Raw genomic sequence first — 26504 nt, 5'->3', positions numbered from 1 at the left:
GCATTATCTGAAATTTGAATGAAGGTTCTTTTTTCTTTGACTTCTGCCGAAATTGTAATCTCTTTTTTTGAAATTTCTTTCAGCGCAAAAATGCAATTTGTAAAAAGATTAATCAAAACCTGTTCTATCTGCTGTGCATCTATCTGGAGCCAATGATTAAAAGAAACTGTATTTATAACTTCAATTTGTTCCTTTTTGAATAAAGGATTCATAATCTGGAAACTGTTTTCAATCAATTGCTGCAGGCTTACTTTTTTCTTTTTTGGTGAAGGCAGCATAGCCAGTTTTCGATAGCTTTCTACAAATTGCTGTAAATGATCGCTTCGTCTCAGCATTGTGGCAACACTATTTTTCATATCATCCAAATCATCTTCCGAAATGATTTCCTGCTGTACCAAATCTTGTAAATTCTGAGAAAGTGATCGAATTGGAGTGATTGAATTCAGAAGTTCATGAGAAATCACTTTCATCAAATTTATCCATGCTTCTTTTTCTTTTTTCTCAATTACATTCTGAATTGAATCCAGTAAAACAATAAAATAATCCTGATTGTAAATCTCGCTTCTGGAGGTCTGCAAGGCAAAAGTCTGATTATCCTGCTGATTCACACGGATTTCTAATGCTGTTTTTATTTCCTGGAAATTCTGTTCTTCAATTATTGCACATAATGAAGGCAACTGGTTTTTCAGGTATTTCCATTTTGAAACTTTCGGCACATTAAAATGTCTGGAGAAATAATTATTCATTAAAAAGATATCCCAATCATTTTCTTTTTTCTGTAGAATAATAATTCCGCTTTCAATATTGTTTAGAATCGAACGATAAACAATATCTTTTGAAACTCGTTCTTTCTCCTTGGTTTTTAAATTTTCATACAAATGAAATAAATCGGGATAGATGTTATATGACCTGTGTTTTGAATAATCGGCTGTAAAATCATTCTGCAGGATTGAGCTAATTGTTTTGTCATAAATGGAAAACACATTTTTGACATAAAAATGCATTTCTACAATAAGCATGATATCGATAAAAAATATGAATAATGAAGTAAAAATCAAGCGGTTTAGAAAAATAAAAATTGCAAAACCTGTCCCCAAAAGAATAATAATCAATCGAATAAAAATCTGGTTGTATATTTTGAAAGACTGATGCATCAGTTAGTGTTGATATTATATTTTTCTAAACGTCTATATAACGCACCTCTGGAAAGTCCCAATTCATCAGCTGTTTTGCTGATATTGTTATTGTTTTTAAGAAGTGCTCTTTCGACAGTTGCTTTTTCGATTGCTGAAAGCTGGATGTCTTCTGGATTCTCTTCGTAAACCGTTATCTGTTCCAAATCCAGATCTGAAACTGTAATATGATTGTTCTCACAGAGAATCACAGCACGCTCAATTCGGTTTTCCATTTCGCGGATATTACCATTCCACGCGTGTTTTTCTATTTGTTCAATCACTTTTTTATCAAAGATAATTTCGTCACGCTCGTACTTAGTAATCATTTTTTGCAAAAGATATTCGGCTAATGGCACTTTATCTTCGTTGCGTTCCCGTAAAGGAGGCAATACTATTTCCATTGTGTTGATGCGATAGTATAAGTCTTCTCTAAAGTTTTTATCGGCAACTTCCTGTTTTAAATTCAGATTTGTCGCTGTAATAATACGGACATTCAGAGGTCTGGGTTTCGATTCTCCTAATCTGGTAACGGTTTTGGTTTGTATTATCTGCAAAAGTTTGGATTGCAGATGCAACGGAACATTTCCTATTTCGTCTAAAAAAATAGTTCCGTTCTGAGCCATTTCAAAACGTCCTGGAGTATCTGCTTTAGCATCAGTGAAAGCACCTTTAGCATAGCCAAATAATTCGCTTTCGAAGATATTGGAATTTAAAGAACCTAAATCGACATGGATAAAAGGTGCATTTTTCCGCTCGGATTGATTGAAAATATGATAAGCCAAAACAAATTTTCCTGTACCATTTTCGCCCAGAATGAGAACATTCGCATCCGTTTTGGCTACTTTATCAGCTAATGAATAAGCTTTCTTTATCACATCCGAATGGCCAATGAAAAAACTATCAATTGGTTCGGCAGGATTTGATTTTTTCTGTTCTTTTCGGCTTATATCGACTGCCTGTTTTACAACACTGAGTAATTTTTCATTCTCCCAAGGCTTTAAAATATAATCAAAAGCGCCCGCTTTTAGACCTTCAACAGCCGTTTCCACTTTACCAAAAGCAGTCATCAAAATAACAACTGTTTTTGGCGAAAGCGTTTTTATTTCCTTCAGCAAATACAATCCTTCCTTTCCATCTTCAAAACCTATCCGGTAATTCATGTCTAATAAAACGACATCTATAGTATTTTTTGCCAATAATTCGACCACCAATTTTGGATTATTTAGTGTAAAAATGTTTTCAAAATGCTTTTTTAGAAACATTTTGGAGGCAAAAAGAATGTCTTCCTGGTCGTCTATGATTAAAATGGATGCATTTGTTTTTTTCATTATTGTTCGGTTGCGGACAAAAGTTGTCCAATAATGGACAGCTTGAAATTTCTATTTAAAAATAAAACCTTAAAAATAAGCCTTTTGTAAATTTTTATTTTTTTGGCACGATAATCGCCTTATATACAATAAATAAGCAAAAATGGACACCATAATTAAAAGTAAAAATAACAAAAAAAAGTATCTAATAACCGCATTGCCCATTATCTTGATTCTGGGTTATATCGCTTTTGCATCGGCTACCAAAAAAAGAAGCTTGAATGTAAAAAAGGAAGAAATTACGATTAAAACGGTTGAAGATAATTTCTTTGAAGATTTTATGTCTTTTCAGGCCAAAGCGGTTCCTGTAAATTCCATGCTCGTTAATATTATTGAAGGCGGTGCGGTACAGGAAATATTTGTCGAGAATGGCGATATGGTTACCAAAGGGCAATCGCTGGCTAGATTATACAATCCGAATGCAGAATTGGCATACATGCAACAGGAAACGGCTATTATTGAACAGATAAATAATCTGGAGAAAGCCAAATTGGATTTAAGAAATCAGGAGTTGAATTTAGGCAAGGATCTGATCGCGATAGAACATGATTATCTGGATGCGAAAAATTTATTGGACACCAATAAAAATCTTTTTGAACAGGAGATTCTCGCTAAAAGCGAATGGGAAAAGACAAAAGAAAATTATCGCTTTCAGAAAGAACGGATGAATATCATCAAACAAAGTGTGAGCAAGGAAAAGCAGGCAAATCGAATTCAGATTGGACAGCTTAATCAATCGATTGGCATCATGAATAAAAGCCTCGGAATTCTGAGAACCAATAAAAAGAATTTTTTGGTAACAGCGCCAATTTCCGGCAGGCTTTCGTCATTTGAACCGATACTGGGAAAAACCTATGCACAAAACACAAGCATTGGTTTTATTGACGATCAAAAAGGCTATAAATTAGTGGCTGATATCGATGAGTTCTATTTAGACAGAATTTCGGAAAAACAAAAAGGGACTGTTGATTTTGAAAATAAAGCCATAGAAGTTCAAATAACAAAAGTGATTCCTGAGGTGAAAAACGGAAGATTTCAGGTGGAATTGGATTTTGTCTCTAAAGATAAAATGGATTTGAAACAAGGTTTGAGTTTTGGCGTAAAATTAAATTTATCCGAAAAAACAAAAACTACAGTGCTTTCAAAAGGCAGTTTTAATGAAGAAACAAGTGGGAAATGGATATTTGTCGTAAACGGAAATAAAGCCGAAAGAAGAGAAATCAAATTGGGCCGTGAAAATCCATTATATTACGAAGTCTTAGGCGGATTGAAAGCAGGCGAAAAAGTAATAACCTCCTCTTATAAAGACTATAAATTAGCAGAAGTTTTGAATTTAGAATAAGAGTCAAGAGCAAAGAATAAAGAATCAAGAAAATAGAATAAAGAATCAAGGCAAAGATGAAAAGGTGAACCACATAGAAAGATAGAATTAAATAAAGTGAATTAGATTGTTTAAGAAAATACATTTTTACACATAGCACTATGAAAACTATCTTAAGCAAAGCATCTTTTATTTTCTATTTTAATCTATGTCTCTATGTGTTTAAAAGAATAAAACTGCTATAAATAATATATAAAAGAACATCAATCAAAAAACGAACAATAATCATGATTAAAATCAAAAACCTTTCGAAAATTTTTAGAACAGAAGAAATTGAAACCAAAGCATTAAGCGAAGTTTCATTAACCATTAATCAAGGTGATTTTGTTTCTATTATGGGACCTTCGGGAAGTGGAAAATCCACATTATTAAATATTATCGGGTTACTGGACAGTGCTTCGGGAGACAGTTACCAATTGCTGAATCAGGAAATGATCGGGCTGAAAGAGAAAGCTAAATCGAAAGTCAGAAAGGAAAATATTGGTTTTATTTTCCAGAATTTCAATCTAATAGATGAATTATCAGTGTATGACAATATCGAATTGCCTCTGATTTACAACAAAGTTCCTTCATCAGAAAGAAAACAAAAAGTAGAAGCAATTGCCGAAAAACTGAATATTTCGCATCGATTGAAACATTATCCGCAACAGCTTTCTGGAGGACAGCAACAGCGTGTGGCGGTTGCAAGGGCTTTAATCAATGATCCGAAAATTATTCTTGCCGATGAGCCTACAGGAAATCTGGATAGTAAAAACGGAAACGAAGTAATGGAGTTATTAACAGATCTGCATGCCAATGGTGCAACAATCCTAATGGTAACCCACTCGGATTATGATGCATCATTTTCGCAGAAAACAATTTTGATGAAAGACGGAATAGTACTTTCGGAAAAACTTAATCATAGAAATGTTGATGTTTTTAAAGTATAAAAAATGATACTAAAAATCATTGTCACAATCCTTACCGCCTTAATTGTACTATTGAATGAGATAGTTTGTTAAAGCATCAATCAAATCAAAAAATCAAAATCACATGTTAAAAAACTGGACAAACATATTTATCTATCATCTTAAAAATAACAAGCTTTTTACAGCTTTGAATGTTCTGGGATTATCAATCGGAATTGCTGGATTGATTTTCGCAACCCTTTATTGGAATGACGAGCAGAGTTACAACGATTGGAATCCTGAGAAGGATAATGTCTTTCAGGTTTTGACAGACATAGGAGAGGATAGGATCTGGTCAAATGCACCAGTTACGTTCAATCCATTTCTAAAAGACGATCCCAATATTGAGAAAATGATGTACTGTGAAAACTGGTACGAATCACCTCTCTATAAATACAATGGCAAAAAAATAATTATTAAAAAATTATTTAATGCACAAAATAATTTCTTTGATTTTTTTCCTTTTGAATTTGTGCAGGGAAATCCAAAAACGACATTGCAGAACGAAAATAGTATTGCGATGAAACAGGAAACGGCAGCATTATTTTTTGGAACTGAAAATCCTATAGGAAAACAAATTCAATATGAAGATAAAATTCTAACGGTTACAGCAATATATAAAATTACTGGAAATTCATCTATTGCTCCAGATGCGGTCGTAAGTAATATGAAAGAAAGATTAGATCGCGATAAAGACTCTTGGGGACACTTTAATAACGGCTGGTATATAAAATTAAAAGATGCCTCTAAGACAGCCGAGCTTTCTAAAAAGTTAAATGCTATTTATTATCAGAATAAAATAATTAAAGATGCAAAATCCGAAGGAATCAGCCCAAAAGAGTTCGAATCAAAATATGGGCATTTTAATTTTATATTAGAGCCGCTTTCTGTTTCAAGATTGCATAGCCAGGGACAGGGTTCACCCGAGGGAAAGGGCAACTATCAATTTTTATTGATAATGTCAGGATTGTCAGTTTTGATTTTGATTTTATCAATTGTAAATTATATCAATCTGGCAACAGCAAATGCTATCCGCCGAGCCAAAGAAGTAGGTGTCCGAAAAATAGTTGGAGCTTCAAAATCGGATATAATCAGGCAGTTTTTATTTGAAACAATTATTACGGTTCTAATTTCTATTTTATTAGCATTAACTATTGTTGAGTTGTCTTTGCCGTATTATAATGAGTTTTTGGACAAAGAGTTGATCATTTATGGAAACCAGTTTTACGGACAAATTATATTGATTTTTATAATTACAGTAATTTTTGCTGGTGTATTTCCGGCCATCTATGTATCCAATTTTGAAACTTTAAAAGTGCTGAAAGGAAATTTTGGAAGAAATAAAAGCGGAGTGTGGCTTCGAAACGGAATGCTGATTCTGCAGTTTGCCATTGCCTCTTTCTTTATTGTTGGTTCTTATATTGTGTATGAGCAGGTGCGTTATCTGGCTAATAAAAACCTTGGTTTTTCGGGAGAGCAGGTTTTGGATATTGATTATTCAGTATCTCAAAAGGATTTTAATACAAAAGACTATGAAAAAAAAACATTTAATCGCTATACAACCATTAAAAATGAAATTTCAATAATAAATGGAGTAGAACAAGTCGCAACTGGAGCATTCCGATTTGGTGGTGGTAACGACTCCTCTTCGGGTTTTTCTTATAAAGGCATCAGTATTCAAGGTCAAAACATGGCAGTTGATTTTGGAATGCTCGAAATGATGAAAATCGAAATGGCTCAGGGGCGTTATTTTAATCCAAAAATTGCTTCCGATACTATTAATTCGATGATGATCAATGAAGCTGCTTTAAAGATTATGAACGAGAAAAATCCAATTGGCAAAACTGTTGACTGGAATGATCATAAGTTCAAAATTGTAGGCGTTGTAAAAGATTTTAGTCTCTATAGTCCGCAGGGAAAAGTACCGCCAATGGTTTTTTTTCATTTCAAAACAGTGAGTTGGATGATTGGAAATATAAGTGACATTTATGTGAAATTAAAAGCTGAAAACACTGAACAGACTATTGCCGATATTGAAAAGTTCTGGATCAAAAATGTCGATTCCGATTATCCTTTTAAATATGATTTTATTGATAAAAGCTATATGAGAACTTATAAAGCGTATGTAAAACAGAAAAATCTTTTTTCTTTATTGAATGTCATCGTAATTGGTATTGCCCTTTTCGGATTATTCGCTTTAGCTTCCTATTCTATCGAAAGACGAATGAAAGAAATTGCCATTCGAAAAACATTGGGTGTCGAAACGGATGTTTTGCTTAAAGAACTTTCAAAGCAATACATCATTTTCAGTGTAATCGGATTTTTAATAACTTTGTTTCCAGCGTATTACCTGCTCAATAAATGGCTGGAAAATTTTTCTTATAGAATTGAAATTTCTATTTATCCATTTTTAATTGGATTTGTAGGCTTGCTGTTTTTAACCCTTTTGGTAGTGCTTTCGAGAGCATATCAGGCAACTAGGATGGATGTTTTGAAATACCTAAAATATGAATAAGAGCCTAATTGTAACGATTATCTTTTTTTTATTTTTTGCTTTAGTAAATGGCCAGGAAAATTCCTGGTCGCTTACTAAATGCATGGAGGTCGCTTTGCAGAATAATATCGAAATCAAAATCAGACAGCTGGAAATAAAAAGAACTCAGAAATCTCAGAATTCTGTTTTGAATCGAATGCTGCCCTTTGTTAGTTTATCTGGAGAACAAAGTTATAATTTCGGTTCAACTATAGATCCTGCATCAAATGGGAGAGTAAGTTCCAATATTCAGAATGATAATTTCTATCTGAATGCACGAACAAATTTGATTGATTTTAGCGCTTTCGCCAATGCCAAAAAAGATAAAATCAATATTGAACTCGCCAAAGCTGATAAAGACGTGATTGAAAACGAATACAAACTGCAGATTTTAGAAAGTTTTTATCAGACACTTTATGCTCAGGAATTAATAAAAATTCAGAAAGAACAGTTCAAGCAGGCGGTTTTTAACCTAGAAAGAGTAACAAAAGAAGTTGCTATTGGGAGCAAACCACAAAGTGATCTGTATGATATGCAGCTGAGCTTTGCAGAAGAGGAAAATAGAAATCTGGAATCGGAACAATTATATGGAATCAAAAAACTGCAATTATTCCAATTGATGAATGCTACAGACATTGTAACTACAGATGTTGTATTAGAAAATGTTTTGAATGAAAACATACCCGGCAAAACTGAAAATATACAATACAGCCCTAAAATAAAACGAGCCGAACTTAAGTATCAAAACAGTTTAAAATCGATAAATGCTGAAAGAGCTAATAATTTACCGATAGTGTCTGCTTACTACGGATATTCGACTTTTTATTATACTGTTTTAAATCGGCCCGCTGGAAATACCGATAGTTTCAGAAATCAATTAGATGACAATACAAACCAGCAAGTGGGAATCCAGATAAATGTTCCTATTTTTAACGGATTTAGGAACAACAAAAAAATAGATGCTTCAAAAATTGAAAGCGAAAAATCAAAACAGCTCATAGAACAGGAAAAACAGGAGTTAGAAAAACAAGTTGCTATTGAAGAACAAAACAGGAACAATTACCTTGAGTTCCAGAAGAAGCTGGATGAAAAGCAAAAATATGCCAGAGCATCTCTAACCACGACGCAGGCCAAATTTACTAATGGAAAAGTGGAAGCAATTTTGTATTCTTCGGTTAAAAATCAATTATTGTCAGCTGAATATGATGTGCTCAAAAATGGACTTCAGCTGCAGTATATTGGATTAAAAATAAATCTGCTGAAATACAATAGTCTGCAGAATTAAAACTGATGATTTTTGTACTGGATTCGTTGTGGTAATTGTCAGCAAATTATCTGCTTTATACTTATTAAAGCCTATGGTATTTTAACTCAAACCTTTGCTGTATTATCATAGGCTTCCATATATCGTTTTCGTAATGTTAAAATAGCATAAGTATCAGAAAATACAGTTGTGTTTTGGATGGAATTATGATGCTACTTTAGCAGTATAAAATAATTACTAATTTAAAACGCAGTATTATGAAAACGATTTTAAAATTAAGTCTGGTAGTATTAGTGACAATGACTGGTATTAATACATACGCAATCAACGATGATTTTTTGCTTAATGTGAAAAAGGGTGAGGGAAAAGAAATTAGTTTTTCGGTAAATGAGATTAAAAAAGCCAATGTGACAATCTATGATCAGTCTCATAACATAATTTATAATGAACTGGTAACGGGAAAAGAAGGAATTGCAAGGGCGTATAATCTTGAGGAATTTCCAGAAGGAGTTTACTTCTTGGAAGTAGAAACTAATCTAAAGAAAGTGGTGCACGAGATTGTGGTTGCGGATAAGACTACTACATTGTCTAGAAAATCACTTACTGAAGTGTATAAAGGTGATTTGAAGATCAAAAATCAAAATGTGGCTGAGGCTAATTAATTAGATTGTGGTTAAGGATAGTTAGGATTTTGAGAAAAGCAGCTCTTTTTGGGCTGTTTTTTTTGTTTGAATATTTCTGGTTTAAACATGAAATGCTGTATTGGATGATTTACAGGAGAAATGAAAATGACATGCCCCGTTTTAGAAAAACAACGCTTTCTATCTTAGTTTTTGATAATAGGGAATATAATGGACAGCCCAACCTTAGAGTATGCAGATTATTTGCCTGATTTTTATAAAAAAAGCCATCAAAACTTAATTTGACGGCCGATTTTATGTTAAATTAATTATTGCTTTATAAGTTTAATTACTTTTATTTGATTGGCTTCGTTGTAAACTTTAATAAAATATAAACCATTATTTAATTCGTTTATATTGTATAGGTATTCTTTAGTGTGTGGTTTGCTGAACGTTTTTATTAATTGTCCAGTTATTGAAAAGATTTGGATTTTGGCAGTATCAGTATTTAATGAAAAGTAATTTGAAGCTGGATTTGGTGAAATGAAAATATCTTTCATGATTTCAAAATCAGTTGTTGCTAAGACAGTTGATTTATTTCCGTAAATCCTAAACTCACCAGGCTGGAGGCTAATAGTGGCATTAACGTCAGTGACAGTGTATGGGGAATTGTCCATTAAATTGAACCATGATCCAGTATATTGAAATCCTGTTGCTACATTTTTGGCAGTTACATCAAAGTTCGCAATTATAAGAACATCTTTAAGGGTCGAGCTTGCTAATGAACTGTTTGTTATTTTAATGTTTGGCGTTAATGTTGTAGCTGATGGAACTGTAGCTGTACCTGAAAAAACCGGCTCGGTTGTTTTTAATGCAATCATTCTTGCCCAATCATAATAGATTTTATTTCTGGAATTATCACTCAGCCAATTGTTAGTCCATTGAGGCTGTGGTTTGGTAGATAATTTACAATCTCCTGCAATTGTTGATGAATTGTCATTTAAGGTTCCGTCGGTACAGGTATAAATTGACGTGTCCCAGCCCAATTCACCAAAATGCCATATCATTTTCGGACCAGGTATTAATAAAGTGACGGCTCCTATGGCCGACATTCTTGATAAAGCGACACTAAGTGTTTTTACATTGTGAGCAGCATTGGCTGTATTTCCGTATTGAATATTTTTATACATTAAACGTTCTTCGTCATGACTTTCGGCATAGCCCATAACTCTGTTTCCTAGAAAACCGCTGTGGTTTGGTCCATACATTCTTGAAATATCATTACTTGAATTGTATCCCATTGATAATTGATTGTAATTATCAGTCATTTTTCCCCACATCATTACACCTTTACTTGGAGTTTCGGTAAAACGGTAATTAGCCCATTCTTTTTCTTCGGTATCAGAGCCTAAATGTTCAAAAATTGTATAGTGAGTTGGATCCAATGACCATGAATAGTCGGCATATTCTTTTAAGATATCTACCCTGTCTTGTTGGTAACTGTTGGTGCAGCTTTCATCAGAAGCCGTGCAGTTTTGTGTAAAACCTTTGGTTAAATCCCAGCGGAAACCATCAATTTTGTATTCTTGTATCCATTGCTTGATGACTCTTTTTACATAGTTTTTTGTTAATGCCGATGAATGATTAAAGTCTTCACCTACACTATAACTGTGTTTTGCAACGGTATTGAAATAAGGATTTTCAGCCGTTGGGGAGCCATAACCGTCACCATCAGGATCATTCATCCACATTCTTACCATTGGATTTCTGCCAAAGGCATGGTTTAAAGCCACATCTAGAATAACTGCAATGCCGTTTTTATGGCATAGGTCTATTAGTTCTTTCAGTTTTGCAGAAGTACCGTAAAATTTATCCAGTGCCATATGAAATGAGGTATTGTAACCCCAGCTTTCATTGCCTTCAAATTCCATGACGGGCATTAATTCGATGGCATTTATTTTTAAATTTTTGAAATAATCAATACGGTCAATTATATTCTGATAATTTCTATTGGCATCAAAATCTCTTACTAACACTTCGGATACTACCAGTTTATCTTTTTCTGGTTTTACAAAATTAGTCGTGAAACTACTCCATGCGTAAGGTGTTTGTCCAGTTTGTAAAACAGTTACCTCTTTATCCTGTCCAGCAGGATATGCAGGTATATTGGGATAGTTTACAGCAGGAATTCCTGAATCATCATAAGGAGATAATACTAACGTAGAATAAGGATCGGCAGTTTTTACAAGAGCCGGAGAATTAGCAATAGGAGTTGATTCTCCCACCCAATACTGGTAAGTGTAATTTGTCCCAGATACCAAACCTGTTAATTCCAGCCAAAATTTTGTGGAGCCGGCTGTTGCGTCTTTTTTCATGGCATATGAATTACCAGGCTGCCAATTATTAAAACTTCCAGCAACATATACAAAATCTTTTAGCGGCGCTTCTAAAACTAAAGTAGCTTTTGTAGCATCAGTTGGGTTGTAGTTTATTCCTTCGGACAAACCAACAGGGATTGTTTCTGAAACTGTATTTGGATTTATGATTACACTGAATTTTTTGGTAATTGTTGTGGTACCTTGTGTTACTTCCAGTTCATAGTTTTGATTTTGAGTAATACTGCTGTGGGTATATGAATAATTTGAAACAGCTGAAGCTGTATTGATACTGGTTCCGTTAGATTTTAGGTTGTAATTTGCAGCACCATTAGTATTACTTGCAGTAATTGACAGACTTCCGCCCGATGCCAAAATAGTAGTACTGTTTTGTGATGGTGAAGTTAGGGTAACTTGGAAAGAGCCTACTTCGGCAAGGATATCCTGCGATTTTTTGTCTCCCGTTCCGTCTTTAGCTTTTATTAGAAAACCAATTTTACCAATATTAGTTGTGTTATAATAGGTAGTTGGGACAAAAGTTTTTGTATAAGTATCATTACCTGCATTATAGGTGAATTTACTTGCCTCATTTGAAGAATCCCAAGAGCCATTAAGAGGAGTGCCTTTTTGAGTTGTATCGTCAATATCAAAAGCCCAGGCCCACATGTAAAGCGCATTTCCGGTTACTCCCCAAGTGCTCTCGTTGATGCTGTTTCCATTAATAGTGATTGTGATAGAAGCTGTTTCATCGAATGAAGCCGGACTTATGGAATAAGTAACGGTCTGCTGCTGAGCTATGCCCACAAAAGATGAAAAAAACAATAATAAGAGTATAAGTTTTTTCATAGTGTTTTATTTAAAATTTAAAAAGGGCTACCTATGAAGATAGCCCTTTTTGAAATGATAACCAGAATTATTGTTTTACTATAGTATAAGTGTAATTTCTTGGCTTACTTAAGTCTAATGTAATTAAGAATTTTCCGGCAGTAGTACCAATATTTGTTCCACCTTCTTCTAATGTGCCATTAGCTCCAGTGTCTCCATAATTAAGATCCCAGTTTCCGTTTGCTCTAAATTTCAAACCATTGTCAGGAGCTGACTGAGCAGTTAAAGTTACAGTAACGGTCCATTTTTTAGTCGCTGGATCATATGTCATTGGAGTATCTGTATCCCATCCTCCAGGAGTTGCATTACCAATAATTCCCCAAGTCGTCTTTAATGCTGTATATGTCAATTTTGTAGGATCAGTATCTGCTTTAATTCTGTAGTAACCAGCTGCAATTGACAAGTTTCCGCCTGTTGTACTGATTGTTCCACCTGTTGTACCAACACCATAATTAGTTCCGCTCCAATCTGCTTGAGAAGACAATTTGAATCCTTGACCATCTTTTGTTCCGTCTTGTGCAGTTGCAAAATAAACATACCCTTCAAAAGCAGTTTTTCCATATCCTTCAGCAATTAATGTTGGAGCAGAAGAATGTGTCCAGTCTGAACCGTAACCACTTGCATTTTGGTATCCACCTGGAACCCATAATTTTGGCGTTTCGGTAGTGTAAGGAGTTACAACGATTCCAACAACATTTGAGTACATAATATTTGTACTTACATTAGATTTTATTCTCACTTCGAAATCACCTGCGACAAATGGAGTTGCGCTTAAAGCCAAAGCTGCGCTGTTTAATTTACTAACAGAAACAGAAACTTGATTTTGAGATTTTACAGTTCCTAATTCTTTAGGAGTTTTAAAGCTATTTCCTTTTTTATCCATTTCAACTGCGTAAGTCACTTCGACATCTCCGCCATAATTTGCAGAATTCCATGTGAAACGTTCTGCTTGAGAATCTGCTGCATCTGGAGATAAAATATATGCTGCACCACTTTGAGGAGCAGTTAAAACTGGAGAATCAACTCCTTCGATAACAGGTCTATCTTGTACATCTTCAACGCTGCACGATACTACAGCTAGTGCTAATAAAGCAATTAATGATTTAGTTATATTTTTCATTTGGTATATTTTTAGTTAATTAGTATCCAGGATTTTGTTTTAAATTTTGATTTGCCCCTAGAGCTCCAGCAGGAATTGGGAATAAATCTCTGTAAGATTGAGTAGAAGTACCTCCAGCCACATTTCCTTTCCATGGCCATAAGTATGAACCTCCACTGAATTTTCCGAAACGGATCAAATCTGTTCTTCTGTGTCCTTCCCAGTGAAGTTCTCTTGCTCTCTCATCTAAGATAAAGTTCAAATTAAGATCAGTTTGAGTAATAATGTTCGCTTTTGCTCTTGTTCTTAATGCATTTACATAAGTAGTTGCAGTTGCCAAGTTTCCACCTGCACCTCTCACGACACACTCTGCATACATTAAATAAGCATCTGCAAGTCTGAAGATTGGAAAATCAGTATCTGCAAAGTTTCCTGCTTTATCTGATCCCTGAACACCATTTATATCAACATTTTTAAATTTTTGAATAGCATAGCCATCTGTGAAACTACCGATGTTTGCAATTTCTTTAGATTGTCCGTTAGTATAAAATTTACCACGAGTATCATTAGTAACAGCGTCAAATTTATTTACAAAAGCTGAAGTTGTTCTAATACCTCCCCAACCTCCGTTGATACCATATTCAGATGCCACCATGCTGCCACCGACTGGAGCATGAACTAAAAATGTTGTTCCTCCATAAGTTTGAGTATGGATTCCGTCAAAAGCAATTGCGAAAATAAACTCTTTTTGTGCACCATTTTTATCATTATCTGCCAAGAATAACTGATTGTAGTTATTATGGATTGAATAACCTGAATTGATTACTTTATCAATCAAAGGAAGCGCTTCGGCATAATGATCTGTACCAATATAAACTTTTGCATTCATGTACAATTTAGCATGCAACATCCAAGCTGCAGCCTGATCAATACGGTAAGCTTCATTTGTTTTTGGTGCTTTCAATAATGGCTCAATAGCAGTAAGCTCTTCATCAATAAATTTATAAATCTCAGCTCTTGAAGCATACGTTGGATAGTAAAATGTAGTTGGAGAATCTTCTGTTACGATAGACCCTGCTCCAAAAGTATCTACTAAATGCCAGTATGTCATTGCTCTTAAAAAACGAGCTTCTGCACGATACGCTTTAATATCTGCTAATAGAGTTGCATCTGTCACTCCTCTTCCTGCTAATTTTGCATCTGTAGTTTGTCTCAAAAACTCATTACAATTTACAATCTGGAAAGAAAAACGTGCAAATGTTGCTGCGATAAACGTATCTGATGATGACCAAGTCTGTGAATGGAAATCTTTGATAGTTCCATCATTCCATGCAATTACAGCTTCATCAGTTGTTAATTCCTGCATCATCCAAAAACCTCTGATGTATTGACTTGTTCCTTCATCAATTCCAGAAATATCAGGACTTCCTGCGGGGCCTTGCTGACCAGTTGTAGCAAAACCTGAATATAATTTACCTAAATTTTGTTTATAAGCGGCCGGATCTTTAAAAAGCTCATCACTTGTTACAAGGTCTCCATTTTCAGGGGGTGTTACATTTAAGTCATCTGTACATGATGAAAAGAACATCGTCATCATAAACAAAGAAATCCCCATTAATTTTATTTGTATCTTTTTCATTTTCTTGTTATTTGAATTAGAAGTTAGCATTTAATCCTAACATGAAAGTAATTGGTCTTGGATAGATATTATTATCGATACCTCCTGAAATCTCAGGATTCAAACCTTCATATTTCGTAATTGTTAAAACATTTTGTGCTGAAGCAGTTAACTTTAACGTTGAAATACCTTTTATTTTTTGATTGAAAGTATATCCAACTGTAACATTATCCAGTTTCACAAAAGATGCATCTTGTACATAGTAATCAGAGTGCAATTGGAAATCGCTTCCTTGTTTAAATCCAGTCTCTAAAAGATTTGCAACGCCATTTGATAAATCATTTTGTCTGATTAGGACATTATTATAGGTGCCATTTCCAGAATCTACGTTATTGTACATGTAGTTACCCCATGAACCTCTCCAATTCATAGAAAAATCCCAACTTTTGTATGTCAAACTTGTATTGAAGCCGTAGAATATATCGGCTGCCGGTTTGTGAAGGCGATACATATCGTCTGCATTTACAAGTCCGTCTTTGTTACGATCTATAAAAACACCGTCTATTGGTTTTCCATCAGCACCATAAGCCTGCTCAAATACATAAAATGAATTTGGTGCATAACCCACTTGGTGGTTTTGTATTGTATTTCCAGTTCCTCCTGAAATATTACCAGCTTCAAGACCTGGTGTATTATCTTGAGTAGTAGTTAATGCCGTAATTTTTGAATCTTGGAAAGTAATATTTCCACCTATTCTCCATTCTAAATTATTTTTTTGAACTGGAATTACTTCACCAGACACCTCAAGTCCTTTGTTTTTAATACTCCCTACGTTATAATCACCTCTATTTGAGAATCCGAAAAAAGCAGGATTCAACGTATTCAACAATAAATGTTCTGTAGTTCTTTGGTAAGCATCTACAGTACCCGTTACTCTATTATTAAAAAGGGCGAAATCAACTCCAGCGTTTATAGTACTTGTCTCTTCCCATCTCAAGTTACTATTATACTGCTGTGGTCTGTAAGTAGTATAAAAGGTGTTTCCCAGTTGGTATTGAGCAGCAATGTTTGAAGCTAAATACAACGGAATAGAAGGATAAACATTTCCTATATTTTGTTGTCCTGTAATACCCCAGCCTCCTCTTAGTTTTAATGAGTTGATGCTTGTTACATCTTTCAAAAATCCTTCTTCATTCAATTTCCATGCAACAGAAACTGCTGGGAAATTTGACCAACGATAATCTTGTGTAAATCGAGAAGTACCATCACGTCTGATAGAAGCAGTTAACAAATATTTATCAGCCACTGTAATATTTGCTCTTCCAAAGAAAGATTGCAAATTAATATGCGTCGGAATCACTACATCAACTGTAGTTGTATTATTTTCAAAATTATAGTTTGATCTGTTTTTATCTTCTCTAAAATCTTGATAAGTGTAACCTCCTGTTACATCAAGCTGCGTATTAATACTCTCAATCTTTTTATTATAGTTTAAATACAAGTCCATTAACTTATTGTTTCTTTTCTCTATATTTTCATAAGAGTTATTGTATCCAGAACCTTTAAGACCAAATAAATAATCTGCATCTGTTCCGCCATAACCTCTACCGCTCATTTGGTCATAACCAAAATTTGCAACTGCTTTTAATTCTGGCAAAAAGTGCATTTTGTAATCCAACTGGACGTTTCCGATACTTCTATTGAAGCTGCCTAAATTATCTTGTTGTTCAATCATTGCCACAGGGTTTTTCCCAGCTAGCTGATTAAATTCTGTTGCAGATGTCATCCATTGGAAATAAGTTCCGTTAGCATTTTTAACAGACTGAGTTGGATCAAAACCGACAGCTGCTCCAACTGCTCCAGTATTACTATAGTTACTTTTAATTACAGATGTATTGTTGTTTACCTGAACTTTTAAGTGTTTATCAAAAAAATCTCCAGTAAGCGAAACCCCTAATGTTGTTCTTTCAAAATTGTCTCTTAACAAAACACCATTTAAATTTGTATAGCCTAGAGAAGCTCTATAGTTTATGTTGTCAGATCCTCCGCTTGCAGAAATGTTTTGATCTGTACCTAAAGCAGTTCTGTAAATTTCATCTTGCCAGTTTGTATTAGCCTGACCCATTGCCGCTATTTGAGATGCACTTCCGTTTGCATTAACAAAATCTCTAAATTGTCCGCTTGATAAAGCATCAACTTTTTGTGTTATTTCTGAAACTTGGAAATTACCATTGTAACTCACCTTGATATCGCCAGATTTTCCTTTTTTGGTTGTAATAATGATTACACCATTGGAAGCTCGTGAACCATAAATTGCAGTTGCAGAAGCATCTTTTAAAACTGAAATCGATTCAATATCATTTTGATTGATTGTTGACAATGGATTCCTTCCTCCTTCTACTCCTCCGTTTGCAACAGGAATACCATCAATTACATATAATGGATCATTGTTGGCACTAAGAGAAGAACCGCTACGGATTCTCACAATTGGGTCAGCACCAGGGGAGCCTCCCCCGTTAATAATCTGTAAACCAGCTACTTTACCTTGCATCATCTGATCCGCAGAGCTTACAGGTCCTTTGTTGAAATCTTTTGTGCCTAAAACGGTTACAGCTCCTGTTGCATCTTTTTTCTTAACAGTTCCGTATCCTACCTGTACTACAACTTCTTTTAATTGGTTTGAATCTTCTTCAAGTTTAATAATTAAAGATTTTTGAGAACCAATAGTAATTGATTTTGTCTGGTACCCCATGTAACTAATGGTTAGTACATCAGTCGGTTTTGCATTTGCAAATTGAAATTTACCATCAAAATCAGTCGAAACACCAGTAGTGCCTCCTTCAATTTTTACATTTACTCCAGGAATTGGCTGACCTGATACATTATCAAGTACCGTTCCTTCAACTTTGTTCTGAGCCATAGCACAAAAAGGAAGCAGGAGTAATAAAAATAACAACTTTTTGTAAATTGTTTTCATACTTTTTGTTTAAATTAATTGTTTTTTTGGTTAAGTTTTGTTTAAGTTTTCTTTACTTCGAATTCCAAAATTATGAATTTATTAACACGTTCAACGCGGCGAAAATTATATCAGCTTACGAAAACGTGATAGTGTTGAAAACTTTGTAAATTATATCAGTTTTTATGTGAATATTTACAATAAATAAAAATTTATGTTACCTTTATTACGAATCGAATAGTACAATCAAGTAATGAGACTTTAATATGAAGAAAAAAATAACGTTAAAGCAAATTGCCAAAGAATTGGATGTTTCTATTTCAACTGTTTCAAAATCACTTAGAAACAGCCCTGAAATTGGTGAAGAAACACGATTAAAAGTTCAGGCTTTTGCTAAGTTTTATCACTATAAACCCAACAATATTGCGCTGAGCCTGAAAAACCGGAAAACCAAAACTATTGGAATTATCATCCCTGAAATTGTACATCATTTTTTCTCAACAGTAATTAATGGTATTGAACAGATAGCTAACGAAAATGGATACAGTGTAGTTATCTGCCTATCCGATGATTCCTTTGATAAAGAAGTGCTCAATATGGAACTTTTGGCCAATGGCAGTATTGATGGCTTTATCATGTCCTTATCTAAAGAGACCCAGTTTAAAGGGGATTTTCATCATATTACCGAAGTGATTAATCAGGGAATGCCAGTGGTCATGTTTGACCGTGTGACGAATGAAGTTCTGTGTGACAAAGTAATTATTGATGACAAACAGGCCGCCTATGAGGCCGTTCAGAGCCTGATCGATAAAGGCCGGAAAAAGATTGCTCTTGTGACAACCGTCGATTATGTAAGTGTTGGTAAATTAAGGACTGATGGATATGTAAAAGCACTGCTGGACAATAATCTGCCTTTTGATGAGCATTTGATTATAAAAATTGAAGATATCGATACCTGCGAAATTATTATTGGCAAGTTACTGGAAGATGAAGCTATCGATGCCGTTTTTGCTGTCAATGAAATTTTTGCCGTTACCTGTATCAAAACGGCTCATAAAATTGGATTGAATGTCCCCAATGATCTTGCAGTAATTGCTTTTACCGATGGAATGATTTCCAAATATTCAACTCCAACGATTACCACTGTAAGTCAAAGTGGCGTAAAAATGGGTAACCGCGCTGCTAAAATAATCATTGACCGGCTGGAATCGGAAGATGAATCGGAGGAAGAAAATTACATTACCGAAGTTATTGAAACCTATCTGGTAGAAAGAGAATCTACCAATTAAAAAAACAGGCAGCATTGCTATGAGAATGAATCCATAAAATTCTGCTGCTGAAAAAACTAATAAAACCAAAATCGAATGGATTGAATCCGTTTGATTTTTTTTTTTGCAATATGTCAATTCTGAAAAGATTTGCAAAGAAAATACGTAAATTATTAATTACTACAACCTTGTAGTAAAAAAAAATGATGATTTTTGAATTTTATTAAATAATTACTAAAAAGATTTTTATACATTTACTCCACGTTTATAACTTTTCTTTTACTTCGAAAATGAGATGAGTTTTTTATAACGATAAATTTCGGATGCTATTTTTTTTGCATTTGATATAATCTTTTAAAAAAAAGATTCAATAAATTATAATGATTTAATGAATTTTTACAAAAGTATAGTTGACTATATAAGTGAATCCTTTTGAGGATATTTTTTAGCTGTACGATGCTGTTGTCCATTACAATTTTTATAAAATGCACTTAATAATTCTAAGCAAATGAATTTAATTTTGCTTTTTTAGAAGAAACCAAAGGCTGGTTTTTTTGAAAGGAAATTTAAAGTGTGATATAAGAATTGATTTGAAGGCATTTGATTTGAACTCAATTTCATTTTGTTATTATTGGTGTTTTTATTAGAAATTATAGTTAATTTTTAATGATAAACATTGTATAACTGTTTGTTTAGTAAATAAATAAAATTTTTAATAATGGGAAAACCAAATTTAAGTTTTTGGCAGATTTGGAATTTAAGTTTTGGATTCTTGGGAGTTCAAATCGGATATTCTTTGCAAAATGGAAACACAAGTAGAATATTAGAAGCACTAGGTGCCGATGTTCACAGCATTGGGTACTTTTGGTTAGCGGCGCCGCTGGCTGGTTTAATTGTACAGCCAATTATTGGTCTTTCAAGCGATAAAACCTGGACCAGATTAGGCCGCCGTATCCCTTTTATATTATTTGGCGCAATTGTATCGGCACTGGCAATGTTTTTTATGCCCAATGCTGAATATTTCACTTATCTGCTGCCGCCTCTGGCTTTTGGAGCTGTGATGCTATTGCTTATGGATACATCATTTAATGTTACCATGCAGCCATTTAGAGCGCTTGTGGGTGATATGGTAAATGATGAACAGCGTAATTTAGGCTATTCACTGCAAAGTGCATTAATTAATTTTGGTGCTGTTTTTGGATCATTATTGCCTTGGATTTTAGTAAAAATAGGATTGTCAAACGTCCCTGCTGCTGGCGAAAAAGTGGCAGAATCCGTAATCTGGTCTTTCTACATTGGAGGAGCAATATTATTAGCAACAGTACTTTGGACAGTATTAAGAACTAAAGAATATGCACCAAAAGAACATGCCGAATATAATAATATTGATTTGAATACTGCTGAAGATAAGCCAAAAGAAAATATTTTCAAGCTGATAGGTAATGCTCCTAAAATATTTTGGCAGCTTGGCATTGTTCAGTTTTTTTCATGGTTTGCCTTGTTTTTAATGTGGGTTTATACCACAAGAGCGATTGCTAATCAAGTTTGGGGACCCGCCGCTCTCGATGCTAAATCAGTCGGATTTAATGAAGCAGGGGACTGGACAGGGGTAATGTTTGCATTTTATAGTGGTGTTGCCGCATTGTTCTCACTTTTAATTCCATCGATTGCCAAATCAATCGGAAGAAAAAAAACCTACAGTTTCTCTTTATTCATGGGAGGATTAGGGCTGATTTCTATGTTTGTAGTCGAAGACAAAAGCATGTTACTGCTTTCTATTTCGGGAGTAGGATTGGCTTGGGCGGCTATCTTGGCCATGCCATATGCAATGCTTTCAGGGTCATTGCCTGCCGAGAAAATGGGGGTATATATGGGATTATTTAATGCCACGATAACGCTGCCACAAATAACAGCAGGATTATTAGGAAGTACTATAATTGTGCTTTTCGGAGGAGAACCAATGGCGATAATTGTAATAGCAGGAATATCTCTGCTGATTGCTGGTTTGGCTGTGTTTTTCGTTAAAGAAAAAGTGCAGGAATAAAATAAAATAATAAGCAGAATAATGGAAAAGAGAAAAGGATTTATTTTTGATTTAGACGGTGTAATTGTTGACACTGCCAAATATCATTTCTTAGCGTGGAAAAAAATCGCAAGCGGATTAGGAATTGATTTCACATTAGAACATAATGAATTATTAAAAGGAGTGAGCCGCGTTCGTTCCTTAGATATCATTTTAGAATTGGGAAACATTCAGGCGTCTCAGGAAGAAAAAGACAAATGGCTGATCCAAAAGAACGAAGATTATCTTTCGTATCTGGTCGATATGAATGAGACTGAAATTCTGCCGGGAGTGATTAAGGTCTTAAAGTTTTTAAAAGCGAATAATCAGCCAATTGCTTTGGGATCAGCCAGTAAAAATGCAAGACCAATTCTTGAAAAAACTGGAGTTCTGCCCTTTTTTGACGTTATAGTTGATGGAAATGATGTGGTGAATGCAAAACCAGATCCCGAAGTTTTCCTTCACGCTGCACGATTATTGAATGTAACCAATGAAGACTCTATAGTTTTTGAAGATTCTGTAGCAGGAATTCAAGCTGCAAACATTGCCAAAATGATTAGTATTGGCATTGGTCACGAAGAAACACTGTATGAAGCACAATACAATTTTAAAGATTTTACCGAAATGAATTCCACTTTTTTGGAATTATTAATTAATAAATAATTAGTCAATCAGAAAATGTGAAAATTGGATAATTCACAAAGAGTTTAATTTTCACATTAACACATTAAAAAAAAAAAATGAATCAAGATTATATAAAACCAGATAATTGGTCTATCATCGAAGAAGGATTTGATAAGGAACAAGTTAAATCTTCCGAAAGTTTATTCAGTATCGGTAACGGTGCTATGGGACAGAGAGCGAATTTTGAAGAAAATTATTCAGGGGAAACTTTTCAGGGAAGTTACATTGCTGGAATTTATTACCCAGACAAAACTAAAGTAGGCTGGTGGAAAAACGGTTATCCAAAATATTTTGCTAAAGTATTGAATGCTCCAAACTGGATTGGAATCAATATTGAAATTAATGGAGAAGACTTTGATTTGAATACCTGTACCGAAGTTTCAAATTACCGTCGTGAATTGAATATGAAAGAGGGCTGGTACAACCGTTCCTTTCAGGCGACACTTAAAAATGGTACTGAAGTATCGGTGAATGTCCGTCGTTTTCTATCTCTGGATTTAGACGAAGCTGGAGTAATCAATTATGAAATCACTCCTTTGAACAAAGACGCCAAAATTATCTATAAACCTTACATCGATGCTGGTGTAACCAATGAAGATGCTAACTGGGAAGAGAAATTCTGGGAACCATTAGACGTTAAAAAATCTGGAAACGAAGCTTTTGTTACAGCACAGACTTTCAAAACGCATTTTAAAGTAACAACCTTTATGCAGAATACCATTTTTGCAAAAGGCGAAAAACAAAATTTATCTCCTACTTCTGTTGATACGACTGCTGATAAAATTTTATTTTATTACGATGTTATTGCTGCAAAAGGAGAAAAATCCGGAATCCAGAAAATTGGAGGTTACACTGTTTCGCTAAATCATACCGATACCGTTTCGGCAGCAGAAAATGTTATTCAAAAAGCTTTAGCAAAAGGATACGATCAATTGTTACAGGATCAGATTGATGCTTGGGCAAAAATCTGGGAAATGTCGGATATCACTATCGATGGCGATGTAAAAGCACAGCAGGGAATCCGATTTAATATTTTCCAATTGAATCAAACCTATTTAGGTAAAGATTCCCGTTTGAATATTGGTCCAAAAGGATTTACAGGCGAAAAATACGGAGGATCTACTTATTGGGACACTGAGGCATATTGTATTCCTTTTTATATGGCCACCAAAGACCAGCAGGTTGCCCGTAATTTATTGACCTACCGTTACAATCAATTGGATAAAGCCATTGAAAATGCTAAAGATAATTTAGGTTTTACTAATGGTGCAGCTTTGTATCCGATGGTTACCATGAATGGTGAAGAATGCCATAACGAATGGGAAATCACTCACGAAGAAATCCATAGAAATGGAGCGATTGCTTTTGCAATTTACAATTACCACCGTTTTACAGGTGATTACTCGTATATTCCAGAGAAAGGATTGGAAGTATTAATTGGTATTGCCCGTTTTTGGCATCAAAGAGCTTCTTTTTCCAAAAACAAAAATCAATACATGATTTTGGGTGTAACTGGTCCAAACGAATACGAAAACAACATCAACAATAATTTCTATACCAATTATATTGCTAAATGGTGTATCGATTATGCTACTGAACAAATTCAAAAAGTTACAGCAGAATATCCTGCAGACCACAAACGCATTCTCGAAAAAGTAAAACTCTCGGATGCTGAGTTACAGGAATGGAATAAAGTTTCGAGCAATATGTATTTTCCAAGATCAGAAGAAATGGGGATTTACCTGCAGCAGGACGGTTTCTTAGACAAAGATTTAGTCCGTGTAAAAGACTTAGACCGTTCACAAAGACCAATTAACCAAAAATGGTCTTGGGACAGAGTTTTGCGTTCGCCTTACATCAAACAGGCTGACGTATTGCAGTGTTTTTACTTCTTCGAAGATCATTTTTCTAAAGAAGAATTGGAACGTAATTTCGATTTCTATGAATCATTTACAGTGCATGAAAGTTCGCTTTCTCCTTGCGTGCATTCGATTCAGGCCGCTTTATTAGACAAAATGGATATGGCTTATGCGTTCTATTTAAGAACTTCTCGTTTGGATCTTGACGATTACAACAAAGAGGTCGAAGAAGGCTGTCACATCACATCTATGGCTGGAACCTGGATGAGCATTGTGGAAGGATTCGGCGGAATGAGAGTGAAAAATGACGCACTTCATTTTTCTCCAAAAATTCCTAAAGAATGGGAAGGCTATTCCTTTAAAATCAATTTTAGAAACCAGATTCTGAAAATTGCAGTGGATCATAAGGAAACTAAATTCACTTTGGAAGGGACAAATGAATTAACTGTTTATGTGAACGGCACAGCAGTTTTGGTTCAGCCAAATCATTAAAATAAATTAGTAAACAAACCCTTTCTTAGTATTACTTCGAAAGGGTTTTAAAATTATAGCAGTAATGAAAAAAGCAATTATTCTCATGTGTCTTATATCAGCATCCGTTTTTGCTCAAATTGACAGAGTTGAGCCCCCGTTTTGGTATGCAGGAATGCATAATCCAGAACTGCAGATTATGTTTTATGGCAAAAATATTGCCGAGAATGAAGTGGCGGTTTCCAATAATATTGTAATTAAAGAAGTAAAGAAAACCGAAAACCCAAATTATCTTTTTGTTACCATCGATACTAAAAATGTGACGGCGCAGGATTTAGTTTTTTCATTTTCGAAAAACAAAAAAGTCGCTTTTACCAAAAAATACAGCCTGAAACAGAGAAGGGAAAATTCGGCTTCAAGAAAAGGTTATGATGCCTCCGATTTGATTTATCTGATAATGTCCGATCGTTTTGCGAATGGAAATCCTAAAAATGACAGCGATAAATCAGTTACTGAAAAAGGAAACCGAGCGCTTCCCGGCGGAAGACACGGCGGTGATATTGCCGGTATGATTCAGCATTTGGATTACATAAAAGAATTGGGAGCAACGGCACTTTGGCCGACACCGCTTTGCGAAGATAATGACAAAGCTTACTCATATCATACTTACGGACAATCGGATGTTTACAAAATTGATCCCCGTTTTGGAACCAATGAAGAGTATGTACAGCTTTCATCTGAGCTGCATAAACGAGACATGAAACTCATTATGGATTATGTAACGAATCATTGGGGAGCCGAACATTGGATGATGAAAGATTTGCCAACGTATGAATGGATTCATCAGTTTCCGGGTTATGCTCAAACCAATTACAGAATGACCACTCAGTTTGATCCGAACGCATCGCAGATTGATGCCAAAATGTGCATGGACGGCTGGTTTGTAAAATCAATGCCCGACTTGAATCAATCAAATCCATTGGTGAATACTTATTTGAAACAAAATGCAATCTGGTGGATTGAGTATGCCAATTTAGATGGCTTCCGCGTAGATACCTATTCGTATTGCGATAAAAAAGGAATCGCCGAATGGACCAAAGCAGTTACCGATGAATACCCAAATTTCAACATCGTTGGGGAAGTCTGGATGCACGATCAGGCGCAGATGGCGTATTGGCAGAAAGACAGTAAAATTGCAGCAATACAGGATTATAATTCGTACCTGCCGTCTGTAATGGATTTCACACTGATGGAAACGATGGCCAATGTTTTCAATCAGGATAATGGAAAATGGAACGAAGGAATGGTCAATATTTATGAAAATTTCACCAACGATTTTCTGTATCCAAACATCAACAGTATTATGATTTTTGCCGAAAATCACGACACAAACCGTTTCAACGAAATTTATCAAAAAGATTTGTCAAAATATAAAATGGCAATGACTTTGCTGGCAACCGTTCGAGGAATTCCACAGATTTATTATGGTTCCGAGATTGGAATGGCAGGAAGTAAAGACAAAGACGGCGATGCTGCCATTCGTCAGGATTTCCCTGGAGGCTGGGCTGGAGACAGTAATAATGCTTTCGCAAAAGAAGGAAGGACGGCCGAGCAACAGCAGTTTTTTGATTTTTCATCAAAATTGTTCAATTGGCGAAAAACCAATGATGCCGTGCATTTCGGGAAAATGAAACACTATATTCCTGAGAATAATGTCTATGTGTATTTCAGGTATACTGATTCCAAATCGGTTATGGTGGTCATCAATAACAATAAGGAGTCTAAAACTTTTGCAACTAACCGTTTTCAGGAGAGTTTGGTGAATTATTCAACTGGAAACGATGTGATTTCAGGAAAATCAATTGATTTGAAAAATGATATTACGATCGAAGGAAAATCGGTTCTGCTTTTGGAATTGAAGTGATTTTTTTAAACCATTA

Annotated in this window: 16 protein-coding genes; 10 read left to right on the top strand and 6 right to left on the bottom strand. The window is 34.7% G+C overall.

The features are described from left to right. On the bottom strand, positions 1–1154 hold a 1154-nt coding region (locus IRZ80_RS18365), incomplete at its 3' end, for a sensor histidine kinase (protein WP_194643390.1). After that, complete coding sequence (locus tag IRZ80_RS18360) at positions 1154–2503, bottom strand: sigma-54-dependent transcriptional regulator (protein WP_194643388.1); 1350 nt, start codon at positions 2501–2503, stop codon at positions 1154–1156. The genes IRZ80_RS18360 and IRZ80_RS18365, both read right to left, overlap by 1 nt. Positions 2504–2645: 142 nt before the next feature. Between IRZ80_RS18360 and IRZ80_RS18355 the strand changes: the two genes are divergently transcribed. From IRZ80_RS18355 to IRZ80_RS18335, 5 genes are all read left to right on the top strand, one after another. After that, positions 2646–3884: an efflux RND transporter periplasmic adaptor subunit gene (locus IRZ80_RS18355; RefSeq protein ID WP_194643386.1), complete on the top strand. Its 1239-nt coding sequence runs from the start codon at positions 2646–2648 to the stop codon at positions 3882–3884. Between the two features lie 266 nt (positions 3885–4150). Then, a complete protein-coding gene (locus tag IRZ80_RS18350; RefSeq protein WP_194643384.1) occupies positions 4151–4852 on the top strand; it encodes an ABC transporter ATP-binding protein in 702 nt (233 codons plus the stop codon). 103 nt (positions 4853–4955) lie between these two features. Next, entirely contained in the window at positions 4956–7385 is a 2430-nt protein-coding gene (locus IRZ80_RS18345) for an ABC transporter permease (protein WP_194643382.1), read from the top strand. Next, a complete protein-coding gene (locus tag IRZ80_RS18340; RefSeq protein WP_194643380.1) occupies positions 7378–8688 on the top strand; it encodes a TolC family protein in 1311 nt (436 codons plus the stop codon). The genes IRZ80_RS18345 and IRZ80_RS18340 overlap by 8 nt, the downstream gene beginning before the upstream one ends. Before the next feature lie 236 nt (positions 8689–8924). Then, positions 8925–9329 carry a secretion protein gene (locus IRZ80_RS18335; protein ID WP_194643378.1) on the top strand — a complete coding sequence of 135 codons (405 nt, stop codon included), beginning with the start codon at positions 8925–8927 and terminating at the stop codon, positions 9327–9329. A 287-nt stretch (positions 9330–9616) separates the two neighbouring features. Here IRZ80_RS18335 and IRZ80_RS18330 read toward each other — a convergent pair whose 3' ends face one another. From IRZ80_RS18330 to IRZ80_RS18315, 4 genes are all read right to left on the bottom strand, one after another. Then, positions 9617–12508, bottom strand: a complete 2892-nt coding sequence (locus IRZ80_RS18330) for an alpha-amylase family glycosyl hydrolase (RefSeq protein WP_194643376.1) — start codon at positions 12506–12508, stop codon at positions 9617–9619. Positions 12509–12575: 67 nt separating this feature from the next. Further along, the gene (locus IRZ80_RS18325) at positions 12576–13667 is read right to left on the bottom strand and encodes a SusE domain-containing protein (protein WP_194643374.1); all 1092 of its coding nucleotides are present in this window, start codon (positions 13665–13667) and stop codon (positions 12576–12578) included. Positions 13668–13686: 19 nt separating this feature from the next. Next, positions 13687–15285, bottom strand: a complete 1599-nt coding sequence (locus IRZ80_RS18320) for a RagB/SusD family nutrient uptake outer membrane protein (RefSeq protein ID WP_194643372.1) — start codon at positions 15283–15285, stop codon at positions 13687–13689. Positions 15286–15301: 16 nt separating this feature from the next. Further along, a complete protein-coding gene (locus IRZ80_RS18315) occupies positions 15302–18241 on the bottom strand; it encodes a SusC/RagA family TonB-linked outer membrane protein (RefSeq protein ID WP_194643370.1) in 2940 nt (979 codons plus the stop codon). A 245-nt stretch (positions 18242–18486) separates the two neighbouring features. On the opposite strand from IRZ80_RS18315, the gene IRZ80_RS18310 reads away from it, so the two are divergent. The 5 genes from IRZ80_RS18310 to IRZ80_RS18290 all read left to right on the top strand — a co-directional run bounded on the left by IRZ80_RS18310 (position 18487) and on the right by IRZ80_RS18290 (position 26488). After that, the gene (locus tag IRZ80_RS18310) at positions 18487–19509 is read left to right on the top strand and encodes a LacI family DNA-binding transcriptional regulator (RefSeq protein WP_194643369.1); all 1023 of its coding nucleotides are present in this window, start codon (positions 18487–18489) and stop codon (positions 19507–19509) included. Positions 19510–20206: 697 nt separating this feature from the next. Then, a complete protein-coding gene (locus tag IRZ80_RS18305; RefSeq protein ID WP_194643367.1) occupies positions 20207–21532 on the top strand; it encodes an MFS transporter in 1326 nt (441 codons plus the stop codon). A 21-nt stretch (positions 21533–21553) separates the two neighbouring features. Then, a complete protein-coding gene (pgmB, locus tag IRZ80_RS18300; protein ID WP_194643366.1) occupies positions 21554–22213 on the top strand; it encodes a beta-phosphoglucomutase in 660 nt (219 codons plus the stop codon). A gap of 77 nt (positions 22214–22290) precedes the next feature. Beyond that, on the top strand, positions 22291–24585 hold the full coding sequence (locus IRZ80_RS18295; RefSeq protein WP_194643364.1) for a glycoside hydrolase family 65 protein: 2295 nt from the start codon (positions 22291–22293) through the stop codon (positions 24583–24585). Positions 24586–24649: 64 nt separating this feature from the next. After that, positions 24650–26488, top strand: a complete 1839-nt coding sequence (locus IRZ80_RS18290) for a glycoside hydrolase family 13 protein (protein ID WP_194643362.1) — start codon at positions 24650–24652, stop codon at positions 26486–26488. The last annotated feature ends 16 nt before the right edge of the window (positions 26489–26504 follow it).

It is taken from the genome of Flavobacterium sp. HJJ (assembly GCF_015351475.1).
Taxonomy (GTDB): domain Bacteria; phylum Bacteroidota; class Bacteroidia; order Flavobacteriales; family Flavobacteriaceae; genus Flavobacterium; species Flavobacterium marginilacus.
The sequence above is the reverse complement of the archived record's forward strand: the minus strand, read 5'-3'. Positions and strand labels throughout refer to the sequence as shown.